The organism is Actinomyces naeslundii (assembly GCF_001956585.1).
Classification (GTDB): Bacteria; Actinomycetota; Actinomycetes; order Actinomycetales; family Actinomycetaceae; genus Actinomyces; species Actinomyces naeslundii.
The window spans coordinates 74,041-92,025 of the sequence record NZ_MSRR01000010.1 but is presented as its reverse complement, the minus strand read 5'-3'; the positions used below and the strand labels follow the sequence as shown (position 1 = coordinate 92,025).

General features: G+C 66.7%; 13 protein-coding genes. 6 read left to right on the top strand and 7 right to left on the bottom strand.

The annotated features are described in order from the left end of the window. Positions 1-131 precede the first annotated feature (131 nt). Positions 132-830, top strand: a complete 699-nt coding sequence (locus tag BKH33_RS05985) for a hypothetical protein (RefSeq protein ID WP_143228433.1) — start codon at positions 132-134, stop codon at positions 828-830. Between the two features lie 961 nt (positions 831-1,791). On the opposite strand, the gene BKH33_RS05975 is transcribed toward BKH33_RS05985, so the two are convergent. From BKH33_RS05975 to BKH33_RS05960, 4 genes are all read right to left on the bottom strand, one after another. Next, positions 1,792-2,703, bottom strand: a complete 912-nt coding sequence (locus tag BKH33_RS05975; protein WP_157784469.1) for a hypothetical protein — start codon at positions 2,701-2,703, stop codon at positions 1,792-1,794. 579 nt (positions 2,704-3,282) lie between these two features. Further along, positions 3,283-4,263, bottom strand: a complete 981-nt coding sequence (locus BKH33_RS05970) for a hypothetical protein (protein ID WP_003785261.1) — start codon at positions 4,261-4,263, stop codon at positions 3,283-3,285. A gap of 577 nt (positions 4,264-4,840) precedes the next feature. Then, positions 4,841-5,578, bottom strand: a complete 738-nt coding sequence (locus BKH33_RS05965) for a glutamine amidotransferase-related protein (RefSeq protein WP_003785256.1) — start codon at positions 5,576-5,578, stop codon at positions 4,841-4,843. 38 nt (positions 5,579-5,616) lie between these two features. Then, positions 5,617-5,997, bottom strand: coding sequence for a DUF4190 domain-containing protein (locus BKH33_RS05960; protein WP_003785283.1), 381 nt, complete (start codon positions 5,995-5,997; stop codon positions 5,617-5,619). Between the two features lie 233 nt (positions 5,998-6,230). Here BKH33_RS05960 and BKH33_RS05955 point away from each other — a divergent pair, with 233 nt between their 5' ends. Beyond that, the gene (locus BKH33_RS05955; RefSeq protein WP_003785235.1) at positions 6,231-7,691 is read left to right on the top strand and encodes a uracil-xanthine permease family protein; all 1,461 of its coding nucleotides are present in this window, start codon (positions 6,231-6,233) and stop codon (positions 7,689-7,691) included. A gap of 29 nt (positions 7,692-7,720) precedes the next feature. On the opposite strand, the gene BKH33_RS05950 is transcribed toward BKH33_RS05955, so the two are convergent. Together BKH33_RS05950 and BKH33_RS05945 are read right to left on the bottom strand one after the other, a co-directional pair. Then, positions 7,721-8,293 carry a LytR C-terminal domain-containing protein gene (locus BKH33_RS05950; protein ID WP_003785237.1) on the bottom strand — a complete coding sequence of 191 codons (573 nt, stop codon included), beginning with the start codon at positions 8,291-8,293 and terminating at the stop codon, positions 7,721-7,723. Between the two features lie 157 nt (positions 8,294-8,450). Further along, positions 8,451-8,789 (bottom strand): hypothetical protein, encoded by a 339-nt coding sequence (locus tag BKH33_RS05945; RefSeq protein WP_003785276.1) that lies wholly within the window; start codon positions 8,787-8,789, stop codon positions 8,451-8,453. A 339-nt stretch (positions 8,790-9,128) separates the two neighbouring features. Here BKH33_RS05945 and BKH33_RS05940 point away from each other — a divergent pair, with 339 nt between their 5' ends. The 3 genes from BKH33_RS05940 to BKH33_RS05930 all read left to right on the top strand — a co-directional run bounded on the left by BKH33_RS05940 (position 9,129) and on the right by BKH33_RS05930 (position 11,643). Then, positions 9,129-10,163 carry a hypothetical protein gene (locus BKH33_RS05940; RefSeq protein ID WP_076069813.1) on the top strand — a complete coding sequence of 345 codons (1,035 nt, stop codon included), beginning with the start codon at positions 9,129-9,131 and terminating at the stop codon, positions 10,161-10,163. Positions 10,164-10,275: 112 nt separating this feature from the next. Then, on the top strand, positions 10,276-10,824 hold the full coding sequence (locus BKH33_RS05935; protein WP_003785278.1) for a hypothetical protein: 549 nt from the start codon (positions 10,276-10,278) through the stop codon (positions 10,822-10,824). A gap of 81 nt (positions 10,825-10,905) precedes the next feature. Further along, positions 10,906-11,643 (top strand): hypothetical protein, encoded by a 738-nt coding sequence (locus BKH33_RS05930; RefSeq protein ID WP_232621530.1) that lies wholly within the window; start codon positions 10,906-10,908, stop codon positions 11,641-11,643. 45 nt (positions 11,644-11,688) lie between these two features. Here the strand turns inward: BKH33_RS05930 and BKH33_RS05925 are convergent, their stop codons facing one another. Further along, positions 11,689-12,396: a TetR/AcrR family transcriptional regulator gene (locus tag BKH33_RS05925; RefSeq protein WP_003785249.1), complete on the bottom strand. Its 708-nt coding sequence runs from the start codon at positions 12,394-12,396 to the stop codon at positions 11,689-11,691. A gap of 474 nt (positions 12,397-12,870) precedes the next feature. Between BKH33_RS05925 and BKH33_RS05920 the strand changes: the two genes are divergently transcribed. Next, entirely contained in the window at positions 12,871-17,982 is a 5,112-nt protein-coding gene (locus BKH33_RS05920; protein WP_076142657.1) for an acyl-CoA dehydratase activase-related protein, read from the top strand. Positions 17,983-17,985 lie beyond the last annotated feature (3 nt).

Sequence of the window (17,985 nt, the reverse complement as noted above, 5' to 3'; positions counted from 1 at the left end):
GGATGCTCCCTATCGGTATGCTGCGGGTGGCTCGTCTAAGACGCCGTTGCCGGTCGACCCCAACCTGGGGTCTATGGAATATGATACCTATGGGAGCGGTAAGACAGAGGGCAAGGAAATGGGAGAGCAGCATGCGTAAGGTTAAAAGGAGAGGCGAGAGAATGAGAAGTACGTTGATTCGATTGCCTCGAAGGCTGCGTCAAGATGTCGCCGTTGGTCTGGTAGCAGCCGCAGTCTTCTCGGGTCTTGCAGCCTGCCACGCCGGTGGTACCCGGTCGAGTGCCCACGGTTCGGCATCAACTGCTGGGGCACTAGACGGCAAGGTCCCCAGCAACGTGGAGATCTGCAACCTGCTTCCTGCTGGCGAGTTTGAGGAGCACGCCGGAGCGCAGGTAGAGCGGTTTGAGCTCAGCCACGCCCCTCACGATACTTATCCATCGTTGTTATGCACTATAGACTACGATCGTGCTGTCCAGAGCGATTTCGATTTTCTCTCCGTGCGCTACGGCAAGGCAAGCCACGACGGCTCCAGTTCTTTGGAACAAGAGGTATCACAGAGTTCCGGCAACTCGAAGGTCAGATCATTTTCCGTCCAAGAGTTGGAGGGTGAAGGAGTGTCCTACTACGAGGACCAGGGTGCGTACGCGGCCCTTTGGGAGTTTCCGGATGGAAGGGGGCTGGGTGTGCTGCTGTCGATACGGAGTACGGTCAGTCGTGATTCGGTTGAGGACCCGAGAGAGTTTCTCGAGTGGTTTGTGGGACGTGTCGCCTTGAGGGTCTCTGAGCTGGCTGCGTCTCCTGTCCAGGGTAGTACGTCATACCCCACGTAGAAAGTTGTTTGGAGTGCATGGCGTTTCTCGGGCAGGGGGATTTTTCTTCCCGTGAGTCGGAGGGGCTCTTGGTGTGCCGGGGGATTGTTCACGGCGTGATTGTGGGGGTGCCTCCTGATGGCTCGTTCCCTGTCCTGTCTGTCTGGTCTCCGTCGTGTCGCAAGCGCCCTGGGAGTGGGTTGCTGGCTGGCTCGTTGGCTCTGGCTGGGTGTTCGAACAAAGGGGCGAAGGGTGGTGGCACCATTCCTCCGGTGAACAGTGCCAGTGCTGGCAGCAGGTCGACGGCATCGTCGGTGGCCTCGGGTGGGGCGTCGGCTGGCGCGAGTGGGGCCGCCAGTGCTGATGCGGTGACTGCCGACCCCCTGGTAGACGGGGCGACTCTGGCGCAGGCTGCGTGGAACGCGATCAAGCTGCTGACGCCGACGGTTGAGACGAATCCGAAGGTCGGTGATCGGGGGACGACTCTGGTGGGGATGGATGCGTGGGTGTGGGCGACCGCTAGCATTCCTAGGACTGTGACGGCTACGGCGACGGCTGGCCCGACGACGGCGACGGCGTCGCCGTCGGGGTGGCAGCTGTCGGCTCCTGATGGGAGGGCGTCGTGTCAGGGGTTTGGGATGGTGTGGCACTCTGGGATGGCGCAAGGGTCGAGTCCGTGCACGATCTCCTTCAGCCGGTCCAGTGCGCACCCCGGTGGTTCGATACCGTTGACGGTACCGGTGGCCTAAAGCGTGACGTATTCGGGGTCTGATGCTGTCAGCGGGACCCTGCCGGGGTTGACGACGAGCACGGTGGACCTGCCGGTTGCTGAGGTGCAGCCCCTGACCACCAGCGGCAAGAAACCACGCCAGAACTGAACTGGCCACCCCACATAGAATCCATCTGTTGACTTATAGGAAACAACATTCCTCAAGTCTGAGAAATGGCACGCACTCTCATGCGCGATGTGGGTAGAAGTGATCTACCGCGTGTAGGTGTGGTAACTCGGATACAGAGGCTGTTGTGTGGTCGTCACCGACGGCATGACCTGGCCCATCTGGATGGGGCTCCTGGTCGACAAGCGGCGATTCAGCAGCACCGTCACGCCGATGGCGATGAGACCCAGAAGGATCGACGCCACCCATGCGCGGAAAGCCGCGTGAGGGTGGCTCCCCTCACCAATGACAGTGAAACCGAGTGCGGAGATGACGGAAGCGCCGGAGAGCCCGAAGGCGGAGAGGGTGTAGATATTGTGCAGGGTGACGATCATCGGGGCGATTCCGCAAAGCTTTGCGAATGCGGACAGTCGCGACGGACGGTACCCGAAATATAGGGCAGCTGCAGCAATAATGGCGGTGATGATCGTCAGGAGAGCTCCGGGGATGTATGGAGTTCCGGGGTACTCGTTCGAGGGGGATGGGACCATCCACAGTCCTACTGTGGCGCCTTGTACGTCATAGCTGTTCATTGAGTACAAGACAGGCTTCGCAAGACGATGAAGCATGCTCACGAGTATGAACAGATTGACTGACAGTCCCAGGGTGACTGGCCACCGCCACGGGGACTGAGCGCGCTGATTCATATATGCCGTGGAGATGGCTGCGCCGACCATCACCAGAAGGCAGAGGATGGGAAGGGGGTTACTGATAGGGCTGTTATTGAATATCAGGACGTCTATCAGGAACAGTTGCAGTGATGCTGCCGCTGGCACTGCGGTGGGTTGATTCCTGCATATGGCTATCAGTGGCAGGAGAACAAGAATCAACCACCAGGCTCCCGGAGTGTGGAAGATGTAGAAGGCCAAGTCGATGAAGAACCGCCTCGTGAGCCCCTCATTGGTATGGAAGGACGGATGCTTGAAGGCGTCGATCAGGGTCCACACGAACTGGGTCACGCAAGCGAGCAGCGTCGCGATCAGAGCGATGACTCGGTCGCGCCTCCAGGGCACGGATGCGGAGGGGGCGGCCGTGCGGGTAGCGGCGGGTGCTGGAGATACGGCGAGCTGTGGCTGCGTGAAGGGCTGTGGGGAAGCGGTGATGCTGGCTGGTGAGGGCGCGGGAACCGGCCTGGGAAAGCCTGCTGCCGGAACCGTCTGATAGGGCCCGGGGCTCTTCCCGCCGGCGACGAGCCCACTGGCGGGCTGTCCAGTGCTGGAGAGGTGAGGAGCTACCGGCTGGGTCGGAATGGAGGTCTGCCCCCGGTGCTGCAGGTAGGGGTAGTCGGCCGGCGGGGCGGCCTGGGGTGGCGACCCATGCGTGAAGACGGCATACGGGGAGAGCGCCGGTGTCGGGTGACCGGGCGGTGGAGCGTACGGCTGCTCAGGACTCCCCTGGGGGGCGCCTGATGCCGGCGGGGCGTGGCTGGCCTGAGGTGGTGGGAACGGCTGAGACATAGTTGCATTGTGACCGACCTGATGGTCGGTGTCGACGAGCGAGATGAACCTGAGTGCCGGCCTCGCGGCTCCTGGACGGCCTCAGTACTCACTTCTCAGAGGCGACTGGCTCGGTCGGCCGTACTGCCGGAAGCGGCTCTGCATGCCCTGAGCGCTCGGCACGTTGGCGGCGCCAGAACCGTACGTGCCGCTCCCGGTGGGTGGGGCGACTCGGGCATGACGTCCTGCTGCCAGTGCTGCCCCGATAAGAACGGCGCCATGGATGATGATCACCATCACCTCCATTCCGGTGTCGGAGGGGCTATATGCGTACTCACCACTCGTAGGTAATCCGTAGGCAATGACGACGACGAGATTGTATAGAGCCAGGAGACAAGCCGTGGTGACGGAGGTGATTCGGAAAGCCTTGCTGTATGGTGACCGTGCTCCTAGAAAAAGTCCCACGGCGGCCAGAGAAGTGATTGTGGTAAGAATGAACAATCCAGGTGCCAGGGGTATCCCGATCCCCCCTGAGCTCGACCATGTGAACCATGCGTTAGTCGTGTACTGGCTGACGCTTCGTCCGTTGGACAATGCTGTGAAAGCCGATATGCCGAAGCTTGCGAAGCGTAGAGCGCTGTTGAGAAGCACGAACTGACAGGCACCTAGGGCTAGGGTGACGGTCCATGGCCGTGCGTTCCGCAGACGCTGGTTGAGACGTATGGTGAGGATTGCGCCGACCGTGGTGACGACGAACAGGAGGACGATGACGACGTTCTGCAGGTCGGCATATGGGTCCTTGCTGGGGACGCCGGTGGGCATGTTGAGTACTCCATAACCGAACCACAGTGCGAGTCCTGTCATCTCGGAGACCGGCTGGTTGCGGGTGAGGTGGCGTAATCCGAAATAAATCCACCAGATCATCGGTGTGGCGACGATGAACATGAGCGTAGTCACTATGAAATTTATCCATCCGCCAGTCCTCCAGAAATTGAGGAGGAAGGTGACGTAAATTATGGACGCGAGGGCGCAGGCAACGAGCATCATGATGAGCGCCGCGGCCTTCTCGCCGCGCCACGGCACGTAATTTCCTGTACCAATGGTCTGCGACGAGGTTGTCTGCGTGCCTGGGCGACCCCGTAGTGGGCTCTGGCTCCCTGCGGAGTAGCCCGGTGCCGTCACCGCTCCACTCAGGTACGTGGATCCGGAGCTCTCATACTCCTGCTGGTACGGCTGGTACGGCTGATACTGCGGTGATGCTGCCGGGCCGGCCGGATACTGTGGTGCGGGGGCCTGTGCTGGTGGGTACGGCTGGCCTGGGATGCCCGCGGCTCGGGGTGGTTGATGCACCGACTGGGTCGGGATCGCGAGCTGTTCCGGGGGTGCGTAGGAGGCCTGACCGGCCGGCGTCGGCATCTGCCCGTAGGCCGCTCCGGCATACGGCGCGTTCGTCGGCTGCTGACCGTACGCGGCATACGTGGCATGCGCGGAATACGGGGCGTACGGCGAGTTCGGTGAGTTCGGTGAGCCGCCTTGACCCTGTGGCGGCCCGGGATGGGGCGATGGGTATGTCATGCGTGGTCCTGATGGTCGTGGTTGAGGACCCCTGAGCCTGATCTCGGCCCGAGTCTCAAGGTTCAGCTTCTGAGCCCTGGTCACCTCAGTTGCGTGCAAAGTGTGAGACGAAGTTACGGATGATCTGTCCGGCGTCGTGCGCCTCGGAGGACCGGGCCTGGGTGAGGATGTCCTCGCTCATGTCCGGGTCACCGTATCCGGCCTCGTCGTAGATGCTGACGCGCTGCTCGAAACGGACGGCGTCGAGCTCGGGGTTGAACTGGCAGGCGTAGACGTTCCTGCCCACGCGCAGCATCTGGACGGGGCAGTCGGGGGAGCTGGCCAGCAGAGTCGCGTGTGCGGGCACCTCTCCGACGCCCTCGTAGTGACCGGCGAACACGGTGACGGCCTGCGGGAGTCCCGCAAGCACCGGGTCCTCGCGACCTTCCGCCGTCAGGAACAGGTCGACGGCGCCCAGCTCCTCGCCGAACTCCTCGTGGGTTCCGGTCCCGAGGTAGGCGGCCAGGACCTGTAGCGCGACGCCGGTGGCCAGGAGCGGGATCCCCTCCTTGAGGACCACCGCGAGCAGCTCACGGATCTGCTCCTCGACATGCTGCTGGCTACGGGTCTTCTCCGCCGTCGGCGTGTCCGCGTTGTAGGGGCTGGCTCCGATCAGCACACCGGAGACATCGGCCGCGGTGAAGGAGGCGAGGAAGTCGACCTCCTCCAGGGCGATGTGCTGCAGGTTGCCGCGCGACAGCTCGCTCTGGGTCAGGAAGGACTCGTACTCGTCCTGCGCCGCCTCGTGCTCGGGGCGCGTCGTCACCATGATGAAAGGCTTCACGGGACCACTGTAGGGGACCGGCCGGAGGAGCGGGACTCCTAGATCACGAACAGCACGAGCACGATGAAGAGCCAGAAGAGGGTGAAGCCGGTTCCGAGGATGAGCCCCAGCCAGGCCATGCCCTCGCCGGAGTCGTAGCTGTGGCGCAGGCGCCGTAGCGCAGCGATGCCCAGGATGATCCCGGCGACGCCGACGAGGGGGATGAAGCCCAGCAGCCCGCAAGTCAGGGAGGCTGTGGCCCCCGAGTCCGTACGGGGACGGGGCGCCGTGTATCCGGGGCCGGAGAAGATCTCCGCAGGGTTGAGATGCTCGGTGCCCGGGAAGACGAATCCTGACGGGAGGCCGTTGACGTACTGATCCGAGCCCGGGGAGAAGGTCGGTGCGCTCTGTGCTGGAGGTGCGGGCCGGGCGGTGCTCATGACTCCATCATGCCCGCCGACGCCGGATGCGGCATCGTCCCGGCGAAGGAGGCGGATGGGGCTGCAGGCTGTGCCTCGCCTCGGAGCGCCCGATCGGCACGGTCCCCGCCGGGGGCTATGCTGAAGTCCCGGCAGGCTCTGCCGGAACCTGCCGAGCGTCCCGCGGGTCTCCCGCGAGTGGAGCTTCTCACGGGACACAGTCATTTCCCCATTGCTCAGGCAGGAGACCACTCGTGTCCTCTTCTCCTTCTCGCGGCTGGCGCCTTCACGGCGACGGCCGGTCCATCGCCCCGGGCGAGGTCGTCGCCCCCGGTGAGCGACTCACCTGGCCGCGCACGATCGGCATCGGTGTCCAGCACGTCGTCGCCATGTTCGGCGCCACCTTCCTGGTGCCGTTGCTGACGGGCTTCGACCCGGCGACCACGCTGTTCTTCACCGGAGTGGGAACCCTGCTGTTCCTGGGCATCACCTCCGGGCGCCTGCCCAGCTACCTGGGCTCCTCCTTCGCGCTCATCGCCCCCATCGGAGCGGTGACCGGCTACATGGCCGACGGCGGAGGCCCCATCGACGCCCACAAGGCGTCCCTGGCCCAGGGCGGGATTATCGCGGCGGGCCTGTCCCTACTGCTCGTGGGCGTCGTCGTCCATCTGGCCGGGGCCGGCTGGATCGATCGCCTCATGCCCCCGATCGTCACCGGAGCGATCGTCTCTCTCATCGGCTTCAACCTGGCGCCCTCGGCCTGGAACAACGTCAAGCAGGCTCCTGTGACGGCGGTCGTCACGATCGTCTCGATCCTGCTCATCACCGTCATGTTCAAGGGCATCATCGGGCGCCTGGCGATTCTCATCGGCGTGCTCATCGGCTACGTCACCGCCGTGGTGCGCGGTGAGGTTGAGTTCTCCAAGGTCATCGACGCCCCGGTCCTGGGCCTGCCGCACTTCCACCCTCCGGCCTTCGACGTGAGCTACCTGGGCCTGTTCATCCCCGTGGTGCTCGTCCTGGTCGCGGAGAACATCGGGCACGTCAAGTCGGTCTCGGCGATGACCGGCGAGGACCTCGACGACGTCACCGGGCGCGCCCTGTTCGCCGATGGGCTGTCCACCATGCTCGCCGGTGCCGGTGGTGGCTCGGGCACCACCACCTATGCGGAGAACATCGGCGTCATGGCGGCCACTCGTGTCTACTCCACCGCCGCCTACGTGGTGGCGGCGCTGACCGCCCTGGGCCTGTCCCTGCTGCCGAAGTTCGGGGAGGTCATCGCCACCATCCCGGCAGGCGTCCTGGGCGGTGCCGCGACGGTCCTCTACGGAATGATCGGCATGCTGGGCGTGCGCATCTGGGTGCAGAACCGGGTTGACTTCTCCGACCCCGTCAACCTCAACACGGCGGCCGTGTCCATGGTGGTGGCCATCGCCAACTACACCCTGGCCTGGAACGGCATGACCTTCGAAGGCATTGCGCTCGGTTCGGTGGCTGCCATCGGCATCTACCACGTCATGCGCTGGGTCTCGAAGCTGCGCGGCACCAACCTGGAGCAGGCCTCCCCGGCCTCAGCCCCCGCCGGCACCGAGCTGGAGGGCCCGGCCTACTCCAGCCGCGCCGCCCACTCCCCGTCGGCCGCCTCCCCGGGGGCGGCCTCGACGCCGTCGGGCCCCGACGGCGACCGTGAGACGAAGGGCGAGGTCACAGACTGACGGTCACCAGCCCCCGGCGGCGTCCCGGCTCAGCTGGACTTCTTCGTGGCGGCCTTGTCGGCCGGGACGCAGTCGCTGGGGGCGGTGATGGGCTTGTCGGCGCCGAGCAGCTTGATCTCGTCGGACTTCAGCGCGTTCTGCAGGTACTCCTTGCCCAGGACCACTGAGACCGTGGAGTCGTCGTCGGCGAGGCTCGAGTCGATCTGCACCGTCGAGTTGGGGAAGACCTGTGCCAGGGAATAGGCGTTGGTGAGACTGCTCTTGGATGAGAGGATCTGGACCTCGCCGTTGTAGATGCCCCCGGGCCAGTCGCTGGCCGAGGCCACCTTCAGGCCTGCTTCCTCCAGGCCCTGCTGAACCTCCGTCGCCAGGCCCACCGTCTCCGAGCCGTTGTAGACGTTGATCGTGAGAGTCGTGACGTCGACGGTCTTGGCTCCGCTCGGCGGGCATGGCTGCGGTACGTAGGTGGCGGTGCTCTTGGGCTGCGAGAAGCCCGGGTTGTAGGAGGGCAGGATGCCCAACGACACCAGGAGGCTCACGGTGACCGCGAGGACCATGACCGCCAGGATGGAGCCGATGACGGTGGCCTGACGGTGCTGCATGTGCCGCCGGTACTCGGTGCGCGGATCTGCGGGACTACTCACGCGAACCAGGGTAATGGACGATGGCGCTCACCGGGCGGTGGTGGGCTCGATGTGACATGGGACCGCGCCGAGGTCGCGGTTTCTCGAGGTCCTGGGTGGATGTCGCCGTTGAGTATCAGGCGCTCGGCGGTGCAGGTGCGAGCCTGGGGACCCCGTCCTCGGTGACTTCCAGGATGCGGGCGTGGATCGCCGTGCGTCCCTGGAGCGCGGCGCGTAGCGCCCGGTGCAGTCCGGTCTCCAGGTACAGGTCTCCCTTGAAGGAGACGACGTGGGCGAACAGGTCGCCGTAGAAGGTGGAATCGTCATCCAGGAGGCTGCGCAGGTCGAGAGTCGCGCGGGTCGTGGTGAGATCGGCGAGGCGGATCTGTCGGGGAGCGATGACGGCCCACTCGCGCTGAGTGGTGACCCCGTGGTCGGGGTAGGGGGGCCTCTCTCGCACTGCCTTGAAGATCACGTGAACATCCTAGTGAATGAAGCGGCCTGAGGCGCACGGGAGCACCGTGGGCGGCCCAACATCCGGTTCGTCCGCGGTGCGGAGGCCGATCCGGCCTCCTCCTGACCGGCGTGCCGACACGTTATATGTCTCACTAGTTGGAATGTGGTCCGCAGAACGATCGTCTTGTCATCTTGTTGTGATTGGCGTTATCTCTACGAAATCTAGTGGTTCACTGGGAAGGAGGGGCGTCTGATGCAGAAACTGGCGCCATGTCTGACTTTCAGACGGTTCCCCTTCGCTTCGGGGCTCTAGTACGGTGTTGGTTGCACCGACCTCGACCGAAAGGATGCCGCAGTCATGACCGCCACGGTCCGCCGAAGCGGCTTCGCCATCCCCCTGTCCCTCGTTGTCCTCACCTCGACCGCTATGCTCCTGGCCGGTTGTCAGTCCGGTGGTGCTTCGAACGCCAATCAGCAGGGCACTGCGGGCTCGTCCTCCGCCAAGTCCCAGTCGGCGGCCGGCTCCAAGGAGACCTCCGGACAGAAGTCCGGACATGCCTCCCCTCGTATCCCGAGTCCCACGGGCAAGGGCGCAGGCGAGTCGTCCGCGCCGCAGGCCTCCTCCGGATCCAAGTCCCGTCCGTCGAGCCCGCGTGCCAGTGAGCCCCGGCCCGCCGCCAGCGGGACTGGTGCCGGCAAGGCCGCCACTCCCGGTAAGGCGGCCGCAACGAATGCTGCCGGCCAGCACGGCGGCGATGCCTCCAAGGCTCCTGAGGCGAGCAGCAACGCGACCGGCTCCAACCGGCCGCAGACCCAGACCACGCAGCAGGCGCAGCCTGCGCAGCCGGCGGCTCCCCAGTCTCAGCCCTCGCCCGAGCCTGCGCAGCCGACTCAGGCGCCCGCCGACAACTCCGGCGACAAGGCGAATCAGTCCAGCCCTGAGCCGGCTCCCAGCGAGCCCGCAGCGCCCGCCGCTCCGCAGGCCACCCAGGCCACGTCCTTCGTTTCGGACAACCTCGTCACGGAGAAGACCGCCATGATCGTCTCTCCGTCGGGCAACATCGGCTGTGACCTGTCCGCCCACTTCGCGGGCTGCGGTGTCCTGTCCTACCGCTCCGACGGCACCTACGGCCAGAGCGCAATGGGCTCGCCCAACTGGTGGTTCGATCTCAGTAGCGGTAACACGCCTCAGATCAGCGGCCGCAGCGAGGGCGCCTTCTCGCTGGACGCCGCATTCCGTGGCGACAGCTCCGCGCCCCAGGTGGTTGAGTACGGCCAGTCCGTCACCTACGGCTCCTGGGTATGCAGCTCTGAGGAGACGGGCATGACCTGCCGCAACACCGAGACCGGTCACGGCGTCTTCCTCAGCTCCGCTCGGTACGAGACCTTCTGAGCCGGCACCGACCGGTTCCAACCATGCGCTTTCGCCCCGGCACGGAGCCGGGGCGAAAGCGTGCGCCCCGAGTCCGTGAGTCGAATTCGCCGGAGAACAGGAAGGTATGCGCGTGAGTGAGCAGATGAGGCCTCTCGAGGAGTCCGCGACACATGCCCTCGACGGGCTCGCGAGCCGCTGGAACGCCTGGCTGCGCCGGACCGACTCGCTTGAGATGGTCGTCGAGATCGAGGCTCTGGGGGAACGCGTCACCTGCGCCAACCGGGTGCTGCGCAAGACCGGTCTTCTGCGCCGACTCACGTGGGTGGAGGACGGTGTGCCCGATGCGCTCGTTCACGATGCCGTCGCCCTGCGCGGCGCCACGACCCGTGCCGACGGCGCCGCCTGGACCTGGGCGTTCCTGTCAATCAGTACGCGAGACGGGGAGCTCACCACCGACTTCGACTATGAGCGCCGCCCCGACCTCGTTCCGCCGTGCACCCGGGATGACTGCGCGGCCGAGCAGAGGCTCTTCCCCCGTGACTCGGGTCGGCTCCCCGGTTGGATGGCGCGGCTCCAGTCCGACGACGTCGAGGACGCAGTCTCTCGGACGGACTCGGATGGCGACGGGGAGGCGGGCTTTCGGCGCCCGCTGGGCCGCCTCGCCCTGCAGCCGCGTTAGACCCCGGCCTGCGCATCCTCGTCTGTCGCGAAGGAAGATCTCGTGTCCGATTCTCAAGTCCCTTCAGTCTCTCCTGGCGCTTTGAGCGGTGGCAGTTACTACGGTGACTACTACAGCGGCAACGTGTCCCCGGCACCGGGTGTCGAAGGGGCCTACGGCTACCAGCAGCCACCCGTCTCCATGGTCCCCGCGCGGCCTCCGGTGCCGCAGATCGAGGTGGGCGACGCCGTGAAATGGGCCTGGTCCAAGACCCTCGCCAACCCCCTCATCATCGCCTGGATACCGCTGAGCTGCCTGGTGATGGGAGCACTGATGGCCGGAGTCGTCAGCATGGTCGGTGAGGAGAACGGTGCACCACTCATTGCCGCGATCGGGATCCCGACGGCCCTGTTCTGGGTGCTGATGACGACGCTGGGTCTCTACACTGCTGCGCTTCGGATCGCCCGTGGGGAGAAGGTGACGGTCCGGTCCCTCGTTGCGCCGCCCCATGGCTTCGACGCGGCTGCCGCGCTTGTGCTCGTTGGGCTTATGAGCACCATCGTCTCCCTCGTCCCCCTCGGCGGCTTGGTGGTCGGCTACTTCTTCTGGGTGGCAGTGGTCGTGGTCATGAATGAGGGCTGCTCCTGCTTCAAGGCGATCGGCCGCTCATGCCGCCTCATGCAGCAAGGGGGAAACGCGCCGTTGCTGGCGCTCGTCATCATCCCTCTCTACTTCGCCGGGTTGTTGACCGTCATCGGACTGCTCGTGGTCATCCCGATGATCTTCCTTCTGACGGTCTACGTATACATGCGCATGTCCGGTGGCGACGTGGTGCGCTGACTGCGCCGGTCGTGCTGACGGGCACTGCGTTCCGGGCCGAGCGGATCACCTGGGGTGCAGCGGGCCGGTGAGGTAGTGCTGGATCGTCGGCCCAACGACCTCCACCAGATGCTCGACGCTCGCGCTCGTGATCGGGTCGAGTCGCAGCACGTAGCGGATCATGGCCAGCCCCACCAGCTGGGACCCGGCCAGGGTGGCCCTCTCTCGCGCCGAGACGCCCGATAGGCCCGACTGCTTGAGAGCCTCGGCCATGGGGACCGCGATCTGCTCGGTGGCGTAGTTCTGGATCGCCTCCGGTGCGCTGACATCCGTGGCCATCCACCGCAGCAGGGTGCGGAAGGTGGCGCCGTCCGCGGCGTCGTCCCAGGCGGTCAGCGACAGCCGCACCAGCCGGGGGCCGGCTGAGCGCAGGTCTCCGCTGACTGCGGCGGCGATCTCCTCGCTCGCCCGCACCCGCAGGTTGACGGCCGCCCCGAACAGGTCCCCCTTCGAGCCGAAGTAGTACGACACGAGCGCCGGATCGACTCCGGCCGTGCGAGCCACTGCCCGGATCGTCGTGCCCTCGTAGCCCTGGGCGAGGAACGACTCGCGGGCGGCGGTCAGGATGGCCTCGCGTGTGGAGGGCGGCTGGGTGCCGGCGGAGTCCGGCCGGCGTCGAGGCCCACGACGGCGTGCGCGACCGAGGAGGGCGGGTTCGGGCTCCTCCTCGGGTATCGCCGTCGACGGCGGAGCGCTGGGGGCATCGCTGGTCACTCCTGGAGATTACGAGTGCTCCCGTCTCCTCCGGCTGTCGGCCCGACAGAAAATGGAGAAGTTCCGGGAAATGCAGCGCTTGGTCGGGGTCGGCGGCATCGAGGATGTGTGACGAGCGCTGCATTTTTAGAAAAGTCTATCGACACGATATTCAACAGCGTTCAGAGTGTCGGTGTGAGTCCTGGGTGCTCGTGGCGCTCTTTTGGCGTTATGACGCCAAGAGGTGTGAGGAGAGACAGTGGGGGAGGGCGGGTATTTCAACACCGTTGAGGCATGCGTGTCTGCTCGATACGGTGAGGGTTCAGCCCACATCGTCGTCGGCTCGCAGAGGGCCGGCACAGGCACTCGCCGAGGTGAAGCATGTCCGTTCCCGATCCGGTCTCCAGAGTACGGAGGCCCGAATCCGTCGCGGCCGCGAGGTCGGCTGCGCAGCCGGTGGCGTCCGGGGTCGACGGCACGCCGACAGTCCTGCGGATGGGGTTGGACATCGGCTCGACCACCATCAAGCTCGTTCTCCTTCCCGAGCACTCGCCTGCGGCCCCTGCCGGCGCTCGGCCTGACCCGGCGTCGGTGTCGCCTGTGTCCCCCGTGTTTGCTGAGTACCGGCGTCACAACGCGGATGTGCGCGGTGAGCTGACCCGGCTGCTGGGCGAGGTCGCTCGGGTCTATCCGGGTGCCGTTGTGCGCGGGGCGGTCACCGGCAGTGCCGGGCTGTCCCTGGCCACCCTCATGGGCCTGCCCTTCGTCCAGGAGGTCATTGCCGAGACCGAGACGGTGCGCGTGTGCGATCCGCAGGCCGACGTCGTCATCGAGCTCGGTGGTGAGGATGCCAAGATCACCTACCTCCACCCCACCCCCGAGCAGCGCATGAACGGCACCTGTGCGGGCGGTACCGGAGCCTTCATCGATCAGATGGCCCAGCTCCTCCACACCGACGCCGCCGGCCTGGACGATATGGCCTCGCGCTACACGACGCTCTACCCCATCGCCTCGCGCTGCGGCGTCTTCGCCAAGTCCGACCTCCAGCCGCTCATCAACCAGGGTGCCGCAGGGGAGGACCTGGCCGCCTCCGTCCTCCAGGCCGTCGTCACCCAGACCATCGCGGGCCTGGCCTGCGGGCGTCCCATCCGCGGTCACGTCATGTTCCTGGGCGGGCCGCTGCACTTCCTGCCCCAGCTGCGCGCCGCCTTCGAACGGACCCTGGCGGACCAGGTGGACTCCTTCACCTGTCCCGACAACGCCCAGCTCTACGTCGCCATCGGTGCCGCCCTGCTCTCCTCGGGCGAGCCGACGCCGATCTCGGAGCTGTCCACCCGTCTGGCCACCCGCAAGGCCCTGTCCCTGGGCACCTCCCGGATGCGTCCGCTGTTCAAGGACACCGCCGAGCTGGAGGCCTTCCGTGAGCGTCACGCCCGCGCGCACATTGAGCGGGCCCACTGGCCGGTCACCGAGGAGTCCCCCGAGAAGAGCGGACCCGAGCCGGACGGCCCGGACGACGAGCTCGACGGTATCGACGACGAGGGGCCTCATGCGGCGTCGGGGACGGGTGGGGAGCTCCGGGACGGTGACTGCTTCCTGGGGATCGATGCCGGCTCGACGACGATCAAGGCCGTGGTCCTGGACGGGCGCGGGCGGATCGTGTGGGAGCACTACGCCGGAAACGAGGGCGACCCGGTGACGGCCGCCGTGGAGATCCTGCGCCGCATCCACCGCGAGATGCCCGATGGCGTGCGGATCGTGCGCTCCTGCGTCACCGGCTACGGGGAGTCCCTGGTCAAGGCGGCGCTGCGCATCGATGAGGGCGTCGTTGAGACGATGGCGCACTACCGGGCGGCGGCCTACCTCAATCCCGGAGTCACCTCGGTCATCGACATCGGCGGCCAGGACATGAAGTACCTGCGCATCAAGGGCGACGCCATCGACTCCATCAGCGTCAACGAGGCCTGCTCGGCCGGCTGCGGCTCCTTCCTGCAGACCTTCGCCCGGTCCATGGGGCTGGAGATCGGTGAGTTCGCCGAGGCCGCCCTGCACGCCGAGCGGCCGGTGGACCTGGGCAGCCGCTGCACCGTGTTCATGAACTCCTCGGTCAAGCAGGCCCAGCGTGAGTCGGCCACGGTGGGGGAGATCAGTGCGGGCCTGTCCTACTCGGTGGTGCGCAACGCCCTGTACAAGGTCATCAAGCTCAAGGACGCCGACCAGCTCGGCGAGCGGGTCTCGGTCCAGGGCGGCACCTTCCTCAATGACGCGGTGCTGCGGGCCTTCGAGCTGCTCACCGGCCGCGAGGTGGTGCGTCCCGACGTCGCCGGTCTTATGGGTTGCTTCGGCGCGGCCCTGAGCGCCCGGGCCACCTACGACGGCGTGCCCTCCGGTCTCATGAGCCTGGGCGAGCTCTCCCGCTTCAGCCTGACCACCGAGACCGCCACCTGCAAGCTGTGCCAGAACCACTGCCAGCTGACCATCACGACCTTCAACGACGGACAGCGCCACGTCTCCGGCAACCGCTGTGAGCGGGGCGCCACCCAGGAGCGGCGCGCCACCAAGTCCGACCTGCCCAACCTCTACGACTACAAGTACAAGCGGGCCTTCTCCTACCGGCGCCTGCTCGAGGGCGCGGCCACGCGCGGGGACATCGGCATCCCCAGGGTGCTGGGCATGTACGAGAACTACCCCCTGTGGTTCACGGTGCTCACCTCACTGGGCTTCCGCGTCATGATCTCGGGGCGCTCCAACCACGAGCTCTTCGAGTCCGGCATGGACACGATTCCCTCGGAGAACGTCTGCTACCCGGCCAAGCTCGCCCACGGGCACATCGAGGCCCTCATCGCCAAGGGCATCAGGACGATCTGGTTCCCCTGCGTTTTCTACGAGCGTGAGCTGGTCCAGGGCGCCGCCGACCACTTCAACTGCCCGATCGTGGCCACCTACCCCGAGGTCATCCGCAACAACGTCGAGGCCGTGCGTGACGGGCAGCAGGAAGGACCCGACGGTGCCGAGGGGAGCACGGGTTCCGGAGGGTCGAGGGTGCGGATGCTCTCCCCCTTCCTCAACCTGGCCGACCCTGCGACGCTCGCCGAGCGGCTCGTCGAGGTCTTCGCCGACTGGGGCGTCACCCTGCCCGAGGCCCGCCGGGCCGTGGCCGCCGGCTTCGCCGAGGACGCCGCCTTCAAGGCCGACGTGCGCGCCGAGGGCCGCCGCGCCCTGAGGTGGATGGAGGACAACGGCCGCAAGGGAATCGTCCTGGCCGGACGGCCCTACCACATCGACCCCGAGATCAACCACGGCGTCCCCGACGTCATCAACACCCTGGGTCTGGCCGTCCTGTCCGAGGACTCCCTCCTGCCCGAGCCCGACGCCGCAGCCTCCGAGGCGCCGGAACCGGGTGCCTCCGAGGAGACAGAGGATGCCGGGAAGGCTGAGCCGGAAGGGCGCCCCGCCAGGCCGGCCAGACCTAAGAAGCCCAAGAAGACCGACTGGGCCGCCATCGCCCGCCAAGCCGGCTCGTCCCCCGGCACGGACCAGACCCCCGACCCCGGCGACGGCGCCGAGCACGCCGTTGCCACCGGGGCGCTCAGCCGGGCCGTGGCCGCGCTGCGCCGTCGGGTGGACGAGCTCCGCCCCGACCCGCAGGCACCCGCCGACTGGTCCGACGTCACCGGCGTCGGCCTGCCCACTCCCAAGCCCGTGGCCACCCAGGGCGTCACCGGGCGCCTGCGGGTGCGTGACCAGTGGGCCTACCACTCGCGCCTCTACCAGGCCGCCGAGCTCGTCACCACCCGCGACGACCTCGAGCTCGTCCAGCTCAACTCGTTTGGCTGCGGCGTCGACGCCCTGACCACCGACCAGGTCCAGGAGATCCTGGAGTCCGCCGGAGGGGTCTACACGAGCCTCAAGATCGACGAGGTCTCCAACCTCGGCGCTGCCACCATCCGCCTGCGCTCCCTGGCCGCCGCCTCCGAGGCCCGCGCCGCGGAGAGAGCGGCTCAAGCCGAGGAGGCCGACGGCGCTGTCGACGACGCCGTCGAGATCGACACGACCGCCCCCGCCGAAAGATCTGCTGCGAGGACCACTGAGAGGGGCGAGGCCCGGGCTGCTGAGGAGGCATCCGACCGGGGCGAGGCGGGCGGCGCCGTCGGAGGACGGGAGCTGCCGGGGGCCACCAGCCCCGTCTTCACTGAGGCCATGCGTGCCACCCACACCATCCTCATGCCGCAGATGAGCCCCGTGCACTTCCGCCCCCTCGAGCCACTCATGCGGCGCCTGGGCTACCAGGTCGAGCTCCTGGAGTCCGCCACCCGTGACGACCTCGAGGTGGGACTGCGCTACGTCAACAACGACGCCTGCTTCCCCGCCATCATGGTTATCGGCCAGCTCATCGGCGCCTTCACCGACGGCAGCCACGACCCCGACTCCTGCGTCGTGGCCATCTCCCAGACCGGCGGCATCTGCCGCGCCACCAACTACGCCGCCATGCTGCGCAAGGGCCTGCGCGAGGCCGGCTACCCGCAGGTGCCGGTCGTGGCGATCTCCCTGCAGGGCATCGAGTCCAACCCCGGATTCGAGCTGACCGCCACCATGGGCCTCAAGATGCTCCAGGGCATCATCATCGGCGACACCCTCAACACCTGCCTGCTGCGGGTTCGCCCCTACGAGGTGGTCGAAGGCGCCACCCAGGAGCTTGTCGATCGCTGGAACCGCATCATCGCCGAGTACTTCGAGCACAAGGGCCGCTCGGCCACCTGGGGCGGGCGCATCGGCTACCGCCGCCTTCTGCGCGAGATGGTCCGCGAGTTCAACGACCTGCCCCGGCGCGACGAGCCCCGGCGCCCACGCGTCGGCGTCGTCGGCGAGATCCTGGTGAAGTTCCAGCCCGACGCCAACAACCACGTCATCGACGTCATTGAGGCCGAGGGTTGCGAGGCCGCCGTCCCCGGGCTCCTGCCCTTCTTCCTGTCCGGGCTGGTGACCGCCCAGTGGGAGGCGGAGGCCTATGGCATCGGCAAGGAGTCCGTGGCCAAGAAGAAGGCGGCCGTCTGGTTCATCGAGCAGCTCCAGGCCCCGGCCCGCGCCGCCCTGCGCGCAGCCGGCGGCACCTTCGATATCGAGCCCTCCACGGTCGAGCTGGCCCGCAAGGCCTCGAAGGTGCTCTCCCTGGGCAACCAGGCCGGGGAGGGCTGGCTGCTCACCGGAGAGATGATCGAGCTCATCGAGCACGGTGTGCCCAACATCGTGTGCTGCCAGCCCTTCGCCTGCCTGCCCAACCACGTGGTGGGCAAGGGCATGTTCCGCGAGGTCCGACGCCGCTACCCCCAGGCCAACATCGTCGCCATCGACTACGATCCCGGCGCCAGCGAGGTCAATCAGCTCAACCGCATCAAGCTCATGATCTCCACCGCGCTCATGGCGCAGGACGGCACCGAGCCGGGGGCGTCCGAGCGGGCAGACCGGCAACCGGACGACGTGCCCGGCAGCATGGCGGGTGAGGAGCTGCTGGCGGGACTCGGGCCGGTGCCCGATGGGACGCCGTCATCCCCAGATGTCGCCGGGGCGGAGCGGCATCGCTCACGGAGCCGGGTCCGCAGCCGCTGAGAG